Source organism: Marinobacterium sp. xm-d-564, assembly GCF_013283345.1.
GTDB lineage: Bacteria > Pseudomonadota > Gammaproteobacteria > Pseudomonadales > Balneatricaceae > Marinobacterium_E.
The window spans coordinates 90,262-109,340 of the sequence record NZ_WBYO01000005.1; the positions used below are offsets into that span (position 1 = coordinate 90,262).

Sequence of the window (19,079 nt, forward strand, 5' to 3'; positions counted from 1 at the left end):
TGATGAATAGAACAATCAAACATCTCTCTCTCATCGCGCTATTGGCATCTCTTTTGCAGGGTTGTATCTGGGTAGATGATTCGTCGGACCTTAAACTCTTTGTTCGTGAGAAGCTGGCGGCGCCTGGAGGTGGCATTGAACCGCTGCCTGAGCTGATCGCCTACGAAGCCTTTGTTTATGAAGGACCTTGGCAGCGTGATCCCTTTGTACCGCTATTGCCACAACAGTTTCTCGATGACGATGAGGTCGTGGTTGCACCAACAATCATGCCTGATTTCAATCGTATTAAAGAGTACTTGGAAGAGTTTCCGGTTGAGCAGTTGCAGATGGTAGGAACAATTACCTCGCCAATGGATGGTCAATTGATCGCCCTAGTCAGAGACAGTAACTCTGAAGTGCATCAGATTAAAATGGGTGCTCGCATGGGCATCGATTATGGTGTTGTAGTGAATATTGATGAACGCGGTATTGAGTTGAAAGAGATTGTATCGAACGGCCGCGGCGGCTGGATGAGCAGACCCAGAGTCGTCAAACTGCCGGGATTGGAGTAAGCCATGAATATGAAGAGATGGAAATTAAATATGTCGGTTCAGCGTTTAGTTACTCTGGTCACTTTGATGCTTATGTCGACGATGGCGTCGGCGCAAACGTTAAATGCTGTGGTTGCGACTGCGCTGCCGGGCAATCAGACAGAGTTGAGGTTTGACTTCACGGATCAACCGGCCGAACCAAAAATTTACGCAGTGGATACACCTGCGAGGTTGGTGGTTGATTTGTGGGGTGTTGATAAATCTGAGCAGTTGGATCGTTCAATCAGTGTTGGCTCTGGTCCCGTATCAAAACTGCTTTTTGCAGAAACCAACGATCGCCTTCGTGTCGTTGTCGAGCTGACGGAATCGGTTGGCTACCAAACCTCAGTGCAGGGTAATCAATTGATCCTCTCAATGGGTAACTCAACTCAAGCTTCAGCCGCTACTGCAGCAACGGCATCTAAAGCAGCTCCTGCTCAAAAAACCACTGTAGATGACACAACACGAGTAGTGGGTGTCGATTTTGAGCGTCTAGAAGGCAATCAAGGTCGGGTGACGATCTCTCTGAGTGACGATCGTGCTGGATTGGATATTATCGAAGAGGGTAACGGCGTCATTGTTAATCTGGTCGGGGCAACCTTGGCACCCGGGCTGTCTCAAAAGCTTGATGTCAAAGCCTTTGCGACACCGATTAACTTTATCGACTCGATGAATGCTGATGGCAGTGCGGCAATTTTGATTCTGCCCTCTAGCGACCCTTACGATTACCTCGCGTACCAATCCAACAACCAACTAGTGCTGGATTTCAAACCGATCTCGTTGAGTGCTCAAGCGGATCTTCAGAAAGATCTGTTCCCGTTTACCGGTGAAGAGATCGATCTAAACTTCCAAAATGTAGAGGTGCGCTCTGTACTCCAAATCATTGCAGAAGTGGCAGAGAAGAACCTAGTGGTAGGCGATGAAGTGAGCGGTAATACCACGCTTCGTCTGAAGAATGTCCCTTGGGATCAGGCGCTGGATATTATTTTGAAGACCAACGGGCTGGATAAGCGTGTCGTGGGTAACGTCATGCTAGTGGGCGATGCAACACAAATCGCCGATCGTGAACGTCAAGAGCTTGAAAACCAGCAACAGGTTAAAGAGCTGGCGCCGCTGGTAACCGAATACATCCAGATCGACTACCGCCGTGCCTCTGAGATGAAAGAGTATCTTTCGGCGGCCAATCTGATCAGTGAGCGTGGTTTTGTATTGGCTGATGACCAAACCAACGTCCTAATGGTGCGTGAGACTAACGCAGCCATCGAAGATATCCGCCGTACTCTGAAGCGCTTTGATGTTGAAGTCGCTCAGATCATGGTGGAGGCGCGCGTAGTCACGGCTTCGGCGAACTTCTCAGAAAGTCTTGGTGTTAAATGGGGTTTTGCTAATGGCCCAACCACCGTATTGGGTGATGGTCAGCTCTCTTTTGGTTCAGGCATTACGGCTCCAGGTGTGGCGGGCGTCACTCAGTCTGGTTTGAATGTGGACTTCGGTGTGGCAGGACCCTCTCTAGCGGTCGGCTTTATCAAAAACTCGCTACTGCTCTCGGCTGAACTTTCTGCGCTTGAGAGCTCAGGTAATGGTGAGGTGATTTCACAACCTAAGGTGATTACAACCAATGGTAAGGCGGCGAATATCACCTCTGGGCAACAGATTCCGTACCAAACTGTTGAAGACGGTACAACGACAACCGCATTCAAAGATGTCGCGCTCTCGCTTAACGTTACACCCCAGCTAAACCCAGGTGACCGAATCGCTATGGATCTGGCAATTAATCAGGACAGTGTGGGCTCAACCCTGGCTAATGGTGAAATTTCTATCAATACAAACCAATTAACTACTTCGGTTGTGGTTAACGATGGTGATACCATAGTGCTTGGTGGGGTATTCCGTACTGAAGCATCCGATGGTGTTCAGAAGGTTCCAGGTCTAGGTGACCTGCCTGTTATTGGTGCTGCGTTTAGAAATCGACAGACAACAGAACAGAAGAACGAGTTGTTGATCTTCATTACCCCGAAACTGATTCGTGAGTCACTGAACGTGCGGTAGTGTAAGGCTGTTTTTTGAAAATATTTTTAATTGGCCCTATGGGATCTGGAAAGAGCACCATAGGGCGTTTGCTTTCTAACGAGCTGAAATTGGAGTTTATTGACTCCGATAAAGTGATTGTTGACCGTGCTGGCGCCGATATTCCTTGGATCTTCGATGTTGAGGGTGAAGAGGGCTTTCGCGATCGCGAGCAGACGGTTATCGATCTAATCACTCAGCAAGATGACATCGTCTTAGCGACGGGCGGTGGTGCTGTGATGCGCCCAGCCAACCGAGAATTCCTCCGCAGCCGTGGTTTCGTTATCTACCTAGAAACCAGTATTGATCAGCAGATTGAGCGCACCGCGCGTGATCGCAACCGTCCTCTGCTGCAAACCCAAGATCCTCGCAAGACACTAGAGACCCTTTTAGAAAAACGAGATCCACTCTACCGCGACACCGCCGATATGATACTGCGCACTGATCGCAGACATCCGCGTATGGTCATCAGTGAGATCGTCAAAGCCCTTAAAAAACATCGCGTTCTGAAAAGCGCGTAGTCAGGATTCATCGCATGCAAGAGTTAAAAGTCGACTTAGGTGACCGTAGCTACCCTATCTACGTAGGCGACCATCTTTTTCAGAAAGTAGATATTGCGGGTGCGGTTCGGGGTAAGCAGGTAATGATCGTCACCAATGAGACGATTGCTCCACTCTACTTGAGCGCGCTGCGTGACCAGCTTCCTGGCCTTCAAGTGGACGAAGTGATTCTGCCAGACGGTGAGTCATTCAAAACTTTAGATACTCTTAACCTTATTTTCGATGCCTTGTTGCAGATGCGCCACAACCGCACGACCACACTGATCGCTCTAGGTGGTGGAGTTATCGGAGATATGACTGGTTTCGCAGCGGCCTCCTATCAGCGTGGTGTCGATTTCATTCAGATACCGACAACCTTGCTCTCTCAGGTAGACTCATCGGTGGGGGGGAAAACGGGCGTTAACCATCCGCTGGGTAAGAATATGATCGGTGCCTTTTATCAGCCCAAAGCGGTATTGGCCGATACCGATGTCTTGAAGACACTCCCAGAGCGTGAGTTGGCCGCGGGTCTTGCTGAAGTGATCAAGTACGGTTTGATCTACGATGTTGAATTTCTTGCTTGGCTGGAGAAGAACATCGATGGACTTAACGACTGTGATCCTGAGTTGATGGCATATGCCATTAAACGTTCTTGTGAAATCAAAGCAGAGGTCGTTGCACAAGATGAGCGTGAAGGCGGTATTCGTGCCATTTTGAATCTTGGTCACACCTTTGGCCATGCCATTGAGACTGATCAGGGCTACGGAAATTGGCTGCATGGTGAAGCGGTGGGAGCAGGTATGTGGATGGCTGCAGATCTTTCGATGCGTCTCGGTTGGTTAGAGCCTGCTGATTTAGCACGTGTTGAAACACTCTTGCGTCGAGCGAAGTTGCCGATAGCACCTCCAGCAGATATGACGCCGGATCGGTTTATTGAGTTGATGTCGGTTGATAAGAAGGTTTTAGACGGTCAGATTCGACTCGTCTTGCTGCAACAGCTAGGTCAGGCAGTCGTTACCAGCGAGGTCGACCCCGAAGCCCTAAAATCGACACTAAAGCAGCACTACAGCGGCGAATAAAAAAATTCCGACTTACAAAACGCGCCAACTTGGCGCGTTTTTTGTTTTTTCTTGGTCGATTTGTAGCCAGAGCCGTAGAAGTGTAGAATTACGGTCCCATTTTGCCTCTGTGTCATTTCTCTAGAGGTGTATTCAGGTTTTAAGTGCCTGATTTTATTTAAGTTTTTAGGTAGGAATAGCGTATGAGCAACGGTCTGTATCGCGCGGATGAATTTAAAGATAACTGCGGTTTTGGTCTAATGGCCCACATGCAGGGCGAAGCAAGTCATAAGGTACTTGATAACGCCATTGAAGCATTGGCCTGCATGACTCACCGTGGTGGTATTGCAGCGGATGGTAAGACGGGTGATGGCTGTGGTCTGTTGATGCAGATGCCACGCGATTTCATGCGTGCAGCCGCTAAGAATGAGTTGAATGTCGACCTAACTGACACCTTTGCTGTTGGCATGGTATTCCTATCTAAGGATGCCGCGGCGGCTGACAATGCTCGTACTGTCATGAATCGCGAACTTGAAGCGCAGGGCCTTACCGTTGCTGGCTGGCGTGTAGTTCCGACGGATGACAGCTGCCTTGGTCCTATCGCGAAAGAGACGCTTCCACAGATCGAACAAGTTCTGATCAATGTGTCAGACATGGATGCAAAAGCGCTTGAAGTTGCGCTGTTTGTGGCTCGCCGTAAAGTTGAGATCGCTCTGTCTGATGATGCAGATTTCTACATCTGTACCCTATCTGAGCGCGTGATCAGCTACAAAGGCTTGATGATGCCGGTCGATCTTCCTGTGTTCTATAAAGACCTTGCAGATCCTGAGTTGAAGACAGCGGTGTGTACCTACCACCAGCGCTTCTCAACGAACACAGCACCGCGCTGGCCTCTTGCACAGCCATTCCGTTTCCTTGCCCACAATGGCGAGATCAACACGGTTGAAGGTAACCGCAACTGGGCACGTGCTCGCGCCTCTAAATTTGCTACTCCATTGATTCCAAATCTTGATGAGCTACAGCCAATCGTTAACACCACCGGCTCTGACTCGTCATCAATGGATAACATGATCGAATTCCTACTGGTTGGTGGTATCGATATCTACCGCGCGGTTCGTATGATCATTCCACCTGCGTGGCAGAACGTTGACACCATGGACACTGAGCTACGTGCATTCTACGAGTACAACTCGATGCACATGGAAGCTTGGGATGGTCCTGCTGGTATGGTTATGACTGACGGTCGTTACGCGGTCTGTCTTCTAGACCGTAACGGTCTTCGTCCATCTCGTTGGGTGATGACCAAAGATGGCATGATCTGTACCGCTTCTGAGATCGGTGTATTCAGCTACGAGCCAAGCGATATTGTTGCTCAAGGTCGTGTTGGACCGGGTCAGATTCTAGCAATCGATACAGAGACAGGTGATGTACTGCACACTGATGATGTCGATAATCGTCTTAAGAAGGCACAGCCTTACAAGCAGTGGTTGAAAGAGAACACACTGCGTCTAGAGAACACGATGAATCTTTCCGTTGAAGCGGAAGCGCTCAGTGATATGTCCCCAGAAGAGACTAAGACTTACATGAAGATGTTCAATGTAAGTTTTGAAGAGCGTGACCAGGTGCTTCGTCCGTTGGGCGAAAGTGGCATGGAAGCGGTTGGCTCAATGGGTGATGACAAGCCGATGGCCGTGTTATCAGAGAAGATTCGTTCGCCATACGATTACTTCCGTCAGCAGTTTGCTCAGGTGACCAACCCACCAATCGACCCACTACGTGAAGCGATCGTGATGTCACTAGAGACCTGCCTAGGTCGTGAGCAAAACGTATTTGAAGAGACTGCGGATCACGCTCGTCGTGTTGTATTGACGATGCCAGTACTCTCTGCAAGCAAGTTCTACCGTATTCGTGACAACGATGAAAAAGGGTTTGAAGTTGCTGTTATCGATCTTAACTACAACCCAGAAGAGTTATCGCTTGATAAAGCGATCGTTGCTGTCTGTGATAAGGCGGAAGCTGAGGTTCGTGCTGGAAAATCGATCATCATCCTATCGGATGCCAACATTGAGAAAGGTAAGTTACCTATCCATGCAGCGATGGCGACGGGTGCCGTTCACCACCGTCTAATCGATACAGGTATCCGTACTGATGCCAACATCATTGTAGAGACTGGTACGGCTCGTGACCCACACCATTTCGCAGTTCTATTCGGTTTTGGTGCTACCGCGGTCTACCCATACTTGGCTTACCGTGTGCTGACTGATCTTTGTCGTACTGGCGAGATGCTACAAGATGCTCTACAAAGCCACGAGAACTACCGTAAAGGTATTGATAAAGGCCTGTTCAAGATCCTATCTAAGATGGGTATCTCGACCATCGCGTCGTACCGTGGTGCTCAGTTGTTTGAAGCGATCGGTCTTAGTGATGAAGTGGTTGATCTCTGTTTCAAAGGGGTTACTAGCCGTATTCAGGGCTCTAAATTTGCTCACTTTGAAGAGGACCAAGCGGCGTTGGCTAAAACAGCCTTCATCGCACGTAAGCCAATCACTGATGGCGGCCTACTGAAGTACAAGTTTGGTGGCGAGTACCATGCTTACAACCCAGACGTGGTTCAAGCAATCCACGAAGCGGTTAAGTCGGGTGATCAGAAGCACTACGACCGTTACGCTAAACTGGTTAACGAACGTGGCATTGCGACGATTCGTGACATGCTTAAGCTTAAAGATGTCACTCCGATCAGCATTGACGAAGTAGAACCCGCTGAAGCGATTTACCCACGTTTTGATACAGCGGCAATGTCGCTCGGTGCACTCTCTCCAGAGGCGCATGAAGCTCTAGCGGTTGCTATGAACGAACTGGGCGGTCGCTCTAACTCAGGTGAGGGTGGTGAAGATCCTGTCCGTCACGGCACCATTAAGCGCTCTAAGATCAAGCAGATCGCATCGGGCCGTTTTGGTGTGACACCGGAATACCTGGTGAATGCTGATGTTATGCAGATTAAAGTGGCTCAGGGCGCGAAACCAGGTGAAGGTGGTCAGCTACCAGGTGGTAAGGTTAACAGCCTAATCGCGCGCCTACGTTACTCGGTGCCAGGTGTGACATTGATCTCGCCTCCACCGCATCACGATATCTACTCGATCGAGGATTTGGCGCAGCTTATTTTCGACCTTAAACAGGTGAATCCTGAAGGTCTGGTCTCTGTGAAGCTCGTCTCTCGTCCAGGTGTCGGTACCATTGCCTGTGGTGTTGCTAAAGCCTATGCAGATTTGATCACAATTTCTGGTTACGACGGTGGTACTGCGGCATCACCTCTAACATCGATTCACTACGCAGGTTCACCTTGGGAACTTGGTCTAGCCGATACTCACCAGTCACTGCGCGGTAACCATCTGCGTGGTGCGATTCGTCTGCAGACAGACGGTGGTTTGAAAACGGGTCTAGACGTTGTTAAAGGCGCGCTACTGGGTGCAGAGAGCTTCGGTTTCGGTACCATGCCAATGGTTGCATTGGGTTGTAAGTACCTACGTATCTGTCACTTGAACAACTGTGCGACCGGTGTTGCGACGCAGAATGATCGTCTACGTAGCGATCACTTCCGCGGTACTGTAGAGATGGTTAAGAACTACTTCCGCTTTGTGGCAGAAGAGGTTCGTCAGATCATGGCTCAGCTGGGTCTGCGCACTGTCGAAGAGATGGTTGGCCGTGTTGATCTACTAGAGATCATCGAAGGCAAAACAGATCGTCAGAAATCACTGGATCTTTCGCCACTGATCAGCGATGCCGGTGTGCCAGCAGATCGTCCACAGACGGTTCAGCAAGAGCGCAACGTTCCGTTTGATGAAGGCCGTCTAAACACTGACATGCTAGCGATGGCGCAAGCAGCAATCGATTCAGCAGCCGGCGGTGAGTTTGAGCTGACAATCACTAACTGTGACCGTTCAGTCGGTGCACGCACCTCGGGCGCTATCGCTAAGAAACACGGCAACTTGGGAATGGAAAACAACCCAATTACCTTTAAGTTCCGTGGCCATGCAGGTCAATCATTCGGTGTCTGGAACGCCGGTGGTCAGAACCTTCTTCTAGAGGGTGATGCGAACGACTACGTTGGTAAAGGCATGGCGGGCGGTAAGATCGTCATCAAACCATTCTCAGAAGTGACTTACGCCTCACAAGAGACTGCGATTATCGGTAACACCTGTCTATACGGTGCAACAGGCGGTAAGTTGTTCGCAGCGGGCTGTGCAGGTGAACGTTTCGGTGTTCGTAACTCAGGTGTACACGCCGTGGTTGAAGGCGCCGGTGATCACTGTTGTGAGTACATGACAGGCGGTTTGGTAACGGTTCTGGGTGATACAGGTTACAACTTTGGTGCAGGTATGACGGGCGGTTTCGCTTATGTACTGGATAAAGATCGTAGCTTCGTGGATAAGTACAACCACGAATTGGTTGATATTCACCGTATCCACACCGAGCACATGGAGCAGTACAAAAACCACCTACGCTCAGTGATCATCGAATTCGTTCGTGAAACGGGCAGTGCGTGGGGTCAGGAAATTCTTGATAACTACGAAGATTTCCTCGGCAGTTTCTGGCTGGTTAAGCCAAAAGCGGCGAGCCTAGATGTTCTGCTAAACAGCATGACACACGCTCCAGAGTAAGATTTAGGTTTATTAGATTATCGCCCAGATGCGTCTGGGCTTAGACAAGAGGTGGGACTATGACTACCCGTCTTCACAACAATTTTCAGTTTGTTGAAGTAGGCCGTAAGGGCCCAGAAAAGATCGAAGCAGAAGTACGCCGTGGCGAGTTTGCTGAGATCTATCAGCCGTTTGAACAAGAGGACGTTAATGCACAGGCACACCGTTGTCTTGAGTGTGGTAACCCATACTGTTCATGGAAGTGTCCGGTACACAACCACATCCCTAACTGGTTGAAACTGGTATCAGAGGGTAACTTGTTTGAAGCGGCTACTCTGTCGCACCAGACAAACTCACTGCCAGAAGTGTGTGGCCGTGTCTGCCCACAAGATCGCCTCTGTGAAGGTGCTTGTACACTCAACGAAGAGTTTGGTGCGGTGACCATCGGTTCGGTAGAGAAGTACATCACGGATACCGCTTTTGCGATGGGCTGGCGTCCAGACATGTCCAATGTGACCTGGACTGATAAGAAGGTTGCTGTCATCGGTGCAGGCCCTGCAGGTCTTGGTTGTGCCGACATCCTTGCGCGTAACGGCGTTAAGCCAGTGGTATTCGATCGTAACCCAGAGATCGGCGGTCTACTGACCTTCGGTATTCCTGAGTTTAAGCTTGAGAAAGATGTCATGGTTCAGCGTCGTGAGATCTTCGAAGCGATGGGTGTTGAGTTCAAACTGAACACTGAAGTGGGTAAAGACATCACGATGCAGGAACTGGTTGATCAGTTCGATGCAGTCTTCCTTGGCATGGGTACTTACACCTACATGAAGGGTGGTTTCCCAGGTGAAGATCTTGACGGTGTCTACGATGCACTGCCTTTCTTGATCTCTAACGTAAACCACTGCCGTGGCTACGAGAAAGATGCTTCTGAATACATCAGCATGGAAGGTAAGAGAGTTGTTGTGCTTGGTGGTGGTGACACTGCGATGGACTGTAACCGTACCTCGATCCGTCAAAAAGCGGCGAGCGTAACCTGTGCTTACCGCCGTGACGAAGAGAATATGCCAGGCTCTAAGCGCGAAGTCGAAAACGCGCGTGAAGAGGGCGTCAACTTCATGTTTAACCGTCAGCCCGTTGAAGTGGTTGGTGAGAACGGCAAAGTAACCGGTATCAAAGTGGTTACGACTCAGATGGGTGAGCCCGATGAGAACGGTCGTCGTCGCGCAGAAGTGGTCGAAGGTTCAGAAGAGATCCTACCTGCTGATGCGGTATTGGTTGCATTCGGTTTCCGTCCTAGCCCAGCGCCTTGGATGGCTGATTTCGGTATCAACCTTCACCAAGACGGTCGTGTCGATGCTGCACTAGAGGGTGATCGCCTGCCGTTCCAGACGTCAAACCCTAAAGTGTTTGCCGGTGGTGATATGGTGCGTGGCTCTGACCTGGTCGTAACCGCGATTTACGAAGGCCGTAACGCAGCTGAAGGTATTCTTGATTACCTAGAGGTTTAATCCTCGCTGATCTACATCAAAAGCCGCTGACCCCAGCGGCTTTTTATTAACTGCTTAACAGGCTCAAAGCAGGTACAATCTGCGCAGTTATTTTTAGGAATTTGCGAACATGTCTGAATTGAAAAATGATCGTTTTCTTCGTGCTCTATTGAAAGAGCCAGTCGATTACACGCCAGTATGGATGATGCGCCAGGCGGGTCGTTACCTTCCTGAGTACAAAGCAACACGCGCCCAGGCGGGTGACTTCATGTCACTCTGCATGAACAAAGATCTAGCCTGTGAGGTGACCATTCAACCTCTAGAGCGTTTCGATCTGGATGCGGCGATTCTATTCTCTGACATTCTGACTATTCCAGATGCGATGGGTCTAGGTCTCTACTTTGAAGCGGGTGAAGGCCCACGCTTTAAGAAAGAGGTACGCACAGAGGCAGACGTTGACGCGATTCCGGTTCCAGACCCAGTCAAAGATCTTGGCTACGTGATGGATGCGGTGAAGACCATTCGTTCCGAGTTGAACGGCCGTGTTCCTCTAATCGGCTTCTCTGGTAGCCCATGGACACTGGCGACTTACATGATCGAAGGGGGCTCTTCTAAAGACTTCCGTCACATCAAAGCGATGATGTATTCACAACCAGAAGTACTCCACAAATTGATGGATAAGCTTGCTGAGTCGGTCACGCTCTACCTAAATGAGCAGATTCGCAGCGGTGCTCAAGCGGTTCAGATCTTTGATACTTGGGGTGGTGCTCTGAGCGGTCCTATGTACCAAGCCTTCTCACTCGACTACATGAAGAAGATCGCCGATGGTCTGATTCGTGAATACGATGGTCGCAAAGTACCGGTGATCATGTTCACTAAGAACGGCGGTCAGTGGCTTGAGTCGATGGCTGATGCGGGTGCGGATGCACTGGGTCTTGATTGGACAACAGACATTGCAGATGCGCGTCATCGTGTCGGTGATAAAGTGGCCCTGCAGGGCAACATGGATCCATCGGTACTTTATGCGCCGGCTGATACTATTCGCGCTGAAGTGAGCCGTATTCTTGAAGGTTACGGTTCGGGTACCGGTCACGTATTCAACCTTGGCCACGGTATTCACCAGTTTGTGAACCCAGATCATGCCAAAATCTTTGTCGATGCAGTGCATGAGCTGAGTGCCCCTTACCATAAATAAGAAGCGCCACAAATAAGAAGCACCAGGATTAAACTGAGACTGCGGTAGACGAGAGACTATGAAAAAACTGAGTGGGCTGTTTGAAAAAAACCGAGGCTGGTCGGAAAAGATCCACCGGGCTAATCCAGAGTTTTTCGCAACCTTGGCAGCACAGCAGGCGCCGGAGTACCTCTGGATAGGCTGTGCTGACAGTCGCGTCCCTGCCAATGAGATCGTGGATCTTATGCCGGGTGAGCTGTTTGTTCACCGCAACGTCTCGAATCTTGTCGTGCACTCAGACATGAACTGTCTGTCGGTGATTCAATACGCAGTCGATGTATTGAAAGTCAAAGACATCATGGTCGTGGGTCACTACGGCTGTGGTGGTGTCGTTGCCTCTATGGAAGATGAGCGCCACGGCCTCATCGATAACTGGCTAAGCCATATTCGTGATGTCTACTACAACCATCGCAAGTTCCTCGGTCAGTGGGAAGCGAAACCTTACCAGGTTGATCGTCTTTGTGAGCTGAACGTCGTCGAGCAGGCGTTAAATGTCTGTAACACCACTACGGTTACCGATGCTTGGGCGCGGGGCCAAGAGCTCAATGTGCACGGCTGGATTTACGGTCTCGGTGATGGCCTATTGCGTGATCTTGGCTTCACGGTTAGCGGCAGAGAGATGATCCGTCCTACCTTTATCGACGCGGTCAATCTGATTGAAGCGAAAGGCAAGCAGGTTGAAGGTCATACCTGCAGTACCTTCTGCGATCACGATTAGATCCAGTAAACAGTAAAAAGCCCGCATCAGCGGGCTTTTTGTTGGCTCTTCTTCGTATTAGACGCTTGCTAATGCCTGATCCAGATCGGCAATCAGGTCGTCAACGTGCTCAATACCGATCGATAGGCGCACCATATCCTCAGTAACACCGGCAGAGGCTAACTCTTCGGCATTCAGCTGACGGTGAGTCGTTTCGGCGGGGATAGAGGCGAGTGACTTACAGTCACCGATGTTCACTAGGCGCAGGAAGATCTGCAGCGCATCGTAGAATTTACGCGTTGCTTCACGACCACCTTTGACACCAAAGCTCATGACACCCGATGCATTACCGTCCATGTATTTTTTAGCCAGAGCGTTATCTTGGTGCGAGGCAAGGCCTGCGTATTTCACCCAAGTTACCTGATCGTGATTCTCAAGGAACTCAGCGATTTTCTGTGCGTTTGAGCAGATGCGTTCCATACGCAGTGGCAAGGTCTCAATGCCCTGTAGCAACAAGAAGACGTTCATTGGTGAGATCGCTGCGCCGGTATTACGCAGAGGCACTACGCGACAGCGACCGATGAATGCAGCCGGACCAAAGGCTTCTGTGTAGACAACACCGTGGTAAGAGATGTCTGGTGTGTTAAGTAGTGGGAAGCGGTCCGCGTGCTCAGCCCAAGGGAAGTTGCCGGAGTCGACAATCACACCACCAATGGAGTTGCCGTGGCCGCCGATGTATTTAGTCGCAGCAGTCACGATGATATCGGCACCCTGTTCAATGGGACGCCAAAGAGCAGGGCTTGGAACGGTATTGTCACAGATCAGCGGGATGCCATGACGGTGTGCAACCTCTGCCAGTGCTTCGATGTCTGCAACACGACCCGATGGGTTGCCAACCGATTCACAGTAGAGCGCTTTGGTACGCGCATCAATCTTAGATTCGATAGCGGCAATGTCATTGCTGGCAACAAAACGAACCTCAATGCCTTGGCGCGGCAGTGTGTGTGCAAATAGGTTGTAGGTGCCGCCGTATAGATCACTGGCCGAGATGATGTTGTCACCGACTTCGGCAATGGTCTGAATGGCGTAAGTGATCGCTGCCATACCTGAAGCGACGGCAAGACCGGCAATGCCACCTTCTAGCGCTGCGACACGCTGCTCTAAAACGTCAGTCGTTGGGTTCATGATGCGCGTATAGATGTTGCCGACTACTTTAAGGTCGAATAGGTCAGCGCCATGCTGTGCGTCGTCAAAAGCGTAAGAGGTTGTCTGGTAGATAGGTACCGCAACCGACTTGGTGGTTGGATCGATTTGATAGCCCGCGTGTACCGCTTGTGTTTCCAATTTCATTTATCTTTCCTTCTCTTCTTATTGATCTACGCTTAATGCAAAATAGATAGACATCTTGTACGCGTAATCCAAACCTTACGCAACTTCTATGGAGTAATAACCTTATATGGCAAAGGCAAAGTTAGCCTACGTCTGTGACGAGTGCGGAGCTGATTACAGTAAATGGCAAGGGCAATGTACTGCCTGTAAAGCTTGGAACTCATTGAAAGAGGTGCGTCTTGGCTCTGCACCGGCAGGTGGTGCTCAGGCTGCCGTGCGTCGTCAGGGTTATGCCGGTGAAGCGGGTCAGTCGAAAGTGGTGAGCCTCTCAGAGGTGGAGCTGAAAGCGACAGATCGTATCAGCAGTAAGATCGGTGAATTGGACCGAGTCCTAGGGGGCGGCTTAGTACCTGGATCTGCCGTGTTGATCGGTGGGCATCCCGGCGCCGGTAAATCGACTCTGTTGTTACAAACCATGGCCGCACTGGTGGCCGATATGCCAGCGCTCTATGTGACCGGTGAGGAGTCACTGCAACAGGTCGCCATGCGTGCTAAACGCTTAGGCCTAGCGGTTGGGGATCTGAAGATGCTCTCTGAGACCTCTGTCGAGACCATCTGTGATGTGGCGGATCAGCTCAAGCCTAGGGTGTTAGTCATCGACTCAATTCAGGTGATGCACGTATCCGATGTGCAATCGGCGCCGGGCTCAGTATCTCAGGTTCGTGAAAGTGCGGCCTATTTAACGCGTTACGCCAAACAGACGGGTACGGTGATCTTTCTGGTAGGCCACGTGACCAAAGATGGCTCATTGGCTGGCCCCAAAGTACTTGAGCATATGATCGACTGTTCACTGCAACTAGAAGGCGAGAGCGACAGCCGATTCCGCACACTGCGCAGCCATAAAAACCGTTTTGGCGCTGTCAACGAGCTGGGTGTGTTTGCCATGCTGGAGACAGGGTTAAAAGAGGTTAAGAACCCCAGTTCTATCTTTCTAAGTCGTGATGATAATGCAAGGCCAGGCAGCGTCGTGATGGTGGTCTGGGAGGGCACCCGTCCGATGCTGGTTGAGCTTCAAGCCCTAGTCGATACATCGCACCACTCCAACCCCAAACGTGTGGCTGTCGGAATGGATCAAAATCGACTTGCGATGCTGCTAGCGGTATTGAACCGTCATGGTGGATTAATGACCGGCGATCAAGATGTCTTTATCAACGTGGTTGGCGGTATACGAGTCATGGAGACCAGCGCGGATTTGGCGCTATTAACGGCGATTGTCTCCAGTTTTCGTGATAAGTCACTGCCAACCGACTTGATCGTCTTTGGTGAGGTTGGCTTGTCCGGTGAGATTCGCCCTGTGCCAAACGGGCAGGAGCGAATCAAAGAGGCGGCTAAACACGGCTTTACTCGTGCGATTGTGCCCAAAGGGAACAGGCCAAAAGAGAGCGTTCCGGGTATGAAGATCATCGCCGTTGATCGCCTCTCAGAAGCGCTGGACTCTATCTAATCTGAGTAAGCAGTAATGATTTCACAACAGGTACAACATCTACTCTCATGGTTAACCAATTATCATCAGCTTGGCACACGGGTTGTCATCGCTGTGGTTGGCCCGCCCGGTGCCGGTAAGTCGACGCTCTCTGAGGAGCTGGTCGACACTATCAATGACACTAAAGGGGATGGACAGGCCGCTGTTATCCCAATGGATGGATTTCATCTAACCAATGAGGTCCTGGTCGAACGAGGTCGTTTAGATCGAAAGGGTGCTCCAGACACCTTCGATGTAGAGGGATTGATCAGCCTGGTACGACGTATTAAACAAGCGGATGCTGATGTACGTTACCCAATTTTTGATCGCTCAATTGAGGCGAGTCATATCGATGCGGGTCTTCTGCCTAAAGGGTGTGAAGTGGTCGTAGTAGAGGGTAACTACCTTTTACTAGACGAAGCGCCTTGGTCAGAGTTGGCCCCCTATTTTGATCTGACAGTGTTCACATCACCCACATTTGAAGAGCTGGAACGTCGGCTGATTCAGCGTTGGTTAGATCATGGCTACACACAACAGCAGGCTGAGCAAAAAGCTTGGAACAACGACCTTCCGAACGCTAAAACGGTGGTAGAACGAAGCCGAAAGGCAGATTTGGTTTTTGATCAGGATTGAGAGATAAAAAAAGCCGCTGAGAAGCGGCTTTTTTGATGGTGATAGGAGCTTAGCTCATGCGGCGATACTTGATGCGCTCTGGCTGGTGATCCTTGCCGAAGCGTTTCTTGTAGTCTTCCGCGTACTCAGTGTAGTTACCTTCAAAGAAGGTCACCTGTGAGTCACCTTCGTAGGCGATCATGTGAGTACAGATACGGTCAAGGAACCAACGGTCGTGGGAAATCACTACCGCAGAACCTGGGAAGGCTAGAATTGCCTCCTCAAGTGCACGTAGCGTTTCGATATCCAGGTCGTTGGTTGGCTCATCGAGAAGCAGTACGTTGCCACCCTCTTTAAGCAATTTCGCCATATGCAGGCGGTTACGCTCACCACCTGACAGATCTTTGACAAACTTCTGCTGATCGGAACCGCGGAAGTTGAAGCGACCACAGTAGGCGCGTGAAGGGGTGGTGTAGTTGCCTACCGTGATCATATCAGAACCGTCAGAGATCTCTTCGAAGACCGTCTTGTTGCCATCTAATTCACGAGACTGGTTGACGTAGGCAAGCTGTACCGTTGAACCAAGCTCGACAGAGCCTGAATCTGGCTGCTCTTCACCGGCAATCATGCGGAACAGAGTCGATTTACCCGCGCCGTTGGCACCGATGATGCCGACAATTGCACCCGGTGGAATTGAGAAGTTGAGGTTTTCAAACAACAGCTTATCGCCGTAGCTCTTAGTCACGTTATTCAGTTCGATCACCTTGTCACCTAGGCGTGGGCCAGGTGGAATGTAGATCTCTTGTGTCTCGTTACGAGTCTGAAACTCTTTAGAGTTCATCTCTTCGAACTGCTTCAAACGCGCTTTCGATTTCGATTGACGACCTTTAGCGCCTTGGCGAACCCACTCAAGTTCCGCTTTGATCGCTTTCTGGTGAGCCGCTTCTTGTTTCGCTTCTTGCTCTAGACGTGCATCTTTCTGCTCTAGCCAAGAGCTGTAGTTGCCTTCCCATGGAATACCATGGCCACGGTCCAGTTCCAGAATCCAACCAGCCGCGTTATCAAGGAAGTAACGGTCGTGGGTAATCGCAACCACGGTGCCAGGGTACTCCTGGAGGAAGCGTTCGATCCATGCGATCGACTCAGCATCCAGGTGGTTGGTCGGCTCGTCGAGTAGCAGCATGTCTGGGTGATCAAGCAGCAAACGACACAGAGCAACACGACGGCGCTCACCACCAGATAGGTGTTTTACCTCAGCATCCCAAGGCGGTAGACGCATCGCATCGGCCGCACGCTCTAATGCTGTATCAAGGTTGTGACCATCTTTGGCGGTGATCAGGTTCTCTAATTCGCCTTGGCGTTTAGCTAGGGCATCAAAATCAGCATCTGGGTCAGCGTATGCTGCGTAGACTTCGTCCAGCTCAGCCATAGCGCCTTTAACATCGGCCACCGCCTCTTCGATCACTTCACGAACGGTTTTTGTCTCATCCAGCTCAGGCTCCTGCGGTAGGTAACCGACGTTAATGCCGGGCATTGGGCGCGCTTCACCGATGTAATCCTGATCAACGCCTGCCATGATTTTTAGCAGCGTTGATTTACCTGCACCGTTAAGACCGAGGACACCGATCTTCGCGCCAGGGAAAAAGGATAGAGAGATATCTTTAAGAATTTCGCGTTTAGGTGGGACCACCTTACCAACGCGGTTCATTGAGTAGACAAACTGTGCCATGTGTTGATTCCTAGCAAAATATCTGGGCTACAACGCCGTTGCATGACCCATTTAAAAAGGTTGCGCAGAGTATACCAGATAGGGGGCGGTCAAATCACAGGGCGGCACACTTAAACTTGAGAACAATTGCAGGTTGACCTGATCGCTTTTCAAGTGATTTTTCTACCCGTTTTGCCTTATAATGCGCGCCATCAAAATCTTTCGAGCTGACCAGGCTTCTCGATTGCAGCCAAAGTCGTCAGATCGTTGAACCAATACAGGGGATCTCCATGTTTAGTAAGGATATGAACATCGCTAGCTACGATGCAGAACTTTGGGCAGCAATGCAGTCTGAAGAGACGCGTCAAGAAGAGCACATCGAGCTCATTGCGTCAGAGAACTACACCAGTCCACGTGTTATGGAAGCGCAGGGTTCAGTTCTTACTAACAAGTACGCGGAAGGTTACCCAGGCAAACGTTACTACGGCGGTTGTGAGTACGTTGATAAAGCAGAAACGCTTGCGATTGAGCGTGCTAAAGAGCTTTTCGGTGCAACGTTTGCAAACGTTCAGCCACACTCAGGTTCACAAGCTAACGCGGCTGTATTTATGGCGCTTTGTAAAGCCGGCGATACTATTTTGGGTATGAGCCTTGCACACGGTGGTCACTTGACTCACGGTGCTGCAGTCTCTTTCTCAGGCCGTATCTACAATGCCTTCCAGTACGGTCTTGATGAGAACGGTGACCTAGACTACGCGGAAGTTGAGCGTCTTGCTCTAGAAAATAAACCGAAAATGATCATTGCCGGTTTCTCTGCTTACTCGCGTGTCGTTGATTGGGCTAAGTTCCGTGAAATCGCTGACAAAGTGGGTGCATACCTATTTGTCGATATGGCACACATTGCAGGCCTAGTGGCTGCTGGCGTTTACCCAAGCCCACTGCCATACGCTGACGTCGTGACAACAACGACTCACAAAACACTGGGCGGACCACGTGGTGGTTTGATTCTATCTGCGCGCGCTGATGAAGAGCTGCAGAAGAAACTGAACTTTGCGGTATTCCCAGAGTCTCAGGGCGGTCCATTGATGCACGTTATCGCGGCTAAGGCTGTCTGCTTCAAAGAGGCGATGGAGCCAGAGTGGAAAGCGTACCAAGCACAGGTTGTTAAGAATGCACAGGCGATGGCTGAAGTATTCCAGCAGCGTGGCTTTGATGTCGTTTCTGGCGGTACTGATGACCACCTATTCCTACTGAGCCTAATTGGCAAAGAGTACAGCGGTAAAGATGCTGATGCGGCACTAGGTCGTGCTAACATCACTGTGAACAAGAACTCGGTTCCAAACGACCCACGTTCACCGTTCGTCACTTCAGGTCTACGTATCGGTACTCCAGCCGTTACTCGTCGTGGCTTCAAAGAGGCTGAAGTGGCTGAGCTAACTAACTGGATCTGTGACGTGCTTGAGAACATCGACAATGATGATGTGATCAACCGCGTGAAAGAGCAGGTTAAAGCGATCTGCGCGAAGTACCCAGTTTACGCTTAATTGTGGATTTGAGAGTTCGCTCTCAACCACATAGAATACCGAGGGCAGCATTGAGCTGCCCTTTTTCGCTCTTTTAACA

The 19,079-nt window shown here is 50.4% G+C and carries 13 protein-coding genes; 11 read left to right on the plus strand and 2 right to left on the minus strand.

The window, feature by feature from the left end:
• The first annotated feature begins 2 nt into the window (after positions 1–2).
• The 8 genes from XMD564_RS07100 to can all read left to right on the plus strand — a co-directional run bounded on the left by XMD564_RS07100 (position 3) and on the right by can (position 12,306).
• Positions 3–551 carry a pilus assembly protein PilP gene (locus tag XMD564_RS07100; RefSeq protein ID WP_173480110.1) on the plus strand — a complete coding sequence of 183 codons (549 nt, stop codon included), beginning with the start codon at positions 3–5 and terminating at the stop codon, positions 549–551.
• Between the two features lie 3 nt (positions 552–554).
• The gene (gene pilQ, locus XMD564_RS07105; RefSeq protein WP_254442890.1) at positions 555–2,618 is read left to right on the plus strand and encodes a type IV pilus secretin PilQ; all 2,064 of its coding nucleotides are present in this window, start codon (positions 555–557) and stop codon (positions 2,616–2,618) included.
• Positions 2,619–2,632: 14 nt separating this feature from the next.
• Positions 2,633–3,157: a shikimate kinase AroK gene (gene aroK / locus XMD564_RS07110; RefSeq protein ID WP_305792067.1), complete on the plus strand. Its 525-nt coding sequence runs from the start codon at positions 2,633–2,635 to the stop codon at positions 3,155–3,157.
• A 14-nt stretch (positions 3,158–3,171) separates the two neighbouring features.
• Positions 3,172–4,254: a 3-dehydroquinate synthase gene (gene aroB / locus XMD564_RS07115; RefSeq protein ID WP_173480111.1), complete on the plus strand. Its 1,083-nt coding sequence runs from the start codon at positions 3,172–3,174 to the stop codon at positions 4,252–4,254.
• A gap of 182 nt (positions 4,255–4,436) precedes the next feature.
• On the plus strand, positions 4,437–8,891 hold the full coding sequence (gene gltB / locus XMD564_RS07120) for a glutamate synthase large subunit (RefSeq protein ID WP_173480112.1): 4,455 nt from the start codon (positions 4,437–4,439) through the stop codon (positions 8,889–8,891).
• A 59-nt stretch (positions 8,892–8,950) separates the two neighbouring features.
• Positions 8,951–10,375, plus strand: coding sequence for an FAD-dependent oxidoreductase (locus tag XMD564_RS07125; protein WP_173480113.1), 1,425 nt, complete (start codon positions 8,951–8,953; stop codon positions 10,373–10,375).
• 109 nt (positions 10,376–10,484) lie between these two features.
• Entirely contained in the window at positions 10,485–11,549 is a 1,065-nt protein-coding gene (hemE, locus tag XMD564_RS07130; RefSeq protein ID WP_173508043.1) for a uroporphyrinogen decarboxylase, read from the plus strand.
• 58 nt (positions 11,550–11,607) lie between these two features.
• Positions 11,608–12,306, plus strand: a complete 699-nt coding sequence (gene can, locus XMD564_RS07135; RefSeq protein WP_173508044.1) for a carbonate dehydratase — start codon at positions 11,608–11,610, stop codon at positions 12,304–12,306.
• Between the two features lie 57 nt (positions 12,307–12,363).
• On the opposite strand, the gene XMD564_RS07140 is transcribed toward can, so the two are convergent.
• Positions 12,364–13,635, minus strand: coding sequence for an O-acetylhomoserine aminocarboxypropyltransferase/cysteine synthase family protein (locus tag XMD564_RS07140; RefSeq protein WP_173482761.1), 1,272 nt, complete (start codon positions 13,633–13,635; stop codon positions 12,364–12,366).
• A 106-nt stretch (positions 13,636–13,741) separates the two neighbouring features.
• Between XMD564_RS07140 and radA the strand changes: the two genes are divergently transcribed.
• Positions 13,742–15,118: a DNA repair protein RadA gene (gene radA, locus XMD564_RS07145; protein ID WP_173508045.1), complete on the plus strand. Its 1,377-nt coding sequence runs from the start codon at positions 13,742–13,744 to the stop codon at positions 15,116–15,118.
• Positions 15,119–15,133: 15 nt separating this feature from the next.
• Positions 15,134–15,769, plus strand: a complete 636-nt coding sequence (locus tag XMD564_RS07150) for a nucleoside triphosphate hydrolase (RefSeq protein ID WP_173480126.1) — start codon at positions 15,134–15,136, stop codon at positions 15,767–15,769.
• A gap of 49 nt (positions 15,770–15,818) precedes the next feature.
• Here the strand turns inward: XMD564_RS07150 and ettA are convergent, their stop codons facing one another.
• Positions 15,819–17,477: an energy-dependent translational throttle protein EttA gene (gene ettA / locus XMD564_RS07155; RefSeq protein WP_173480127.1), complete on the minus strand. Its 1,659-nt coding sequence runs from the start codon at positions 17,475–17,477 to the stop codon at positions 15,819–15,821.
• A 269-nt stretch (positions 17,478–17,746) separates the two neighbouring features.
• Here ettA and glyA point away from each other — a divergent pair, with 269 nt between their 5' ends.
• The gene (gene glyA, locus XMD564_RS07160) at positions 17,747–19,000 is read left to right on the plus strand and encodes a serine hydroxymethyltransferase (RefSeq protein ID WP_173480128.1); all 1,254 of its coding nucleotides are present in this window, start codon (positions 17,747–17,749) and stop codon (positions 18,998–19,000) included.
• Positions 19,001–19,079 lie beyond the last annotated feature (79 nt).

Coding starts and splice junctions, on each gene's coding strand:
- glyA (WP_173480128.1), top strand. CDS start 17,747: ATGTTTAGTAAGGATATGAACATCGCTAGCTACGATGCAGAACTTTGG.
- gltB (WP_173480112.1), top strand. CDS start 4,437: ATGAGCAACGGTCTGTATCGCGCGGATGAATTTAAAGATAACTGCGGT.
- XMD564_RS07150 (WP_173480126.1), top strand. CDS start 15,134: ATGATTTCACAACAGGTACAACATCTACTCTCATGGTTAACCAATTAT.
- XMD564_RS07100 (WP_173480110.1), top strand. CDS start 3: ATGAATAGAACAATCAAACATCTCTCTCTCATCGCGCTATTGGCATCT.
- XMD564_RS07140 (WP_173482761.1), bottom strand. CDS start 13,635: ATGAAATTGGAAACACAAGCGGTACACGCGGGCTATCAAATCGATCCA.
- ettA (WP_173480127.1), bottom strand. CDS start 17,477: ATGGCACAGTTTGTCTACTCAATGAACCGCGTTGGTAAGGTGGTCCCA.
- hemE (WP_173508043.1), top strand. CDS start 10,485: ATGTCTGAATTGAAAAATGATCGTTTTCTTCGTGCTCTATTGAAAGAG.
- aroB (WP_173480111.1), top strand. CDS start 3,172: ATGCAAGAGTTAAAAGTCGACTTAGGTGACCGTAGCTACCCTATCTAC.
- can (WP_173508044.1), top strand. CDS start 11,608: ATGAAAAAACTGAGTGGGCTGTTTGAAAAAAACCGAGGCTGGTCGGAA.
- radA (WP_173508045.1), top strand. CDS start 13,742: ATGGCAAAGGCAAAGTTAGCCTACGTCTGTGACGAGTGCGGAGCTGAT.
- XMD564_RS07125 (WP_173480113.1), top strand. CDS start 8,951: ATGACTACCCGTCTTCACAACAATTTTCAGTTTGTTGAAGTAGGCCGT.
- pilQ (WP_254442890.1), top strand. CDS start 555: ATGAATATGAAGAGATGGAAATTAAATATGTCGGTTCAGCGTTTAGTT.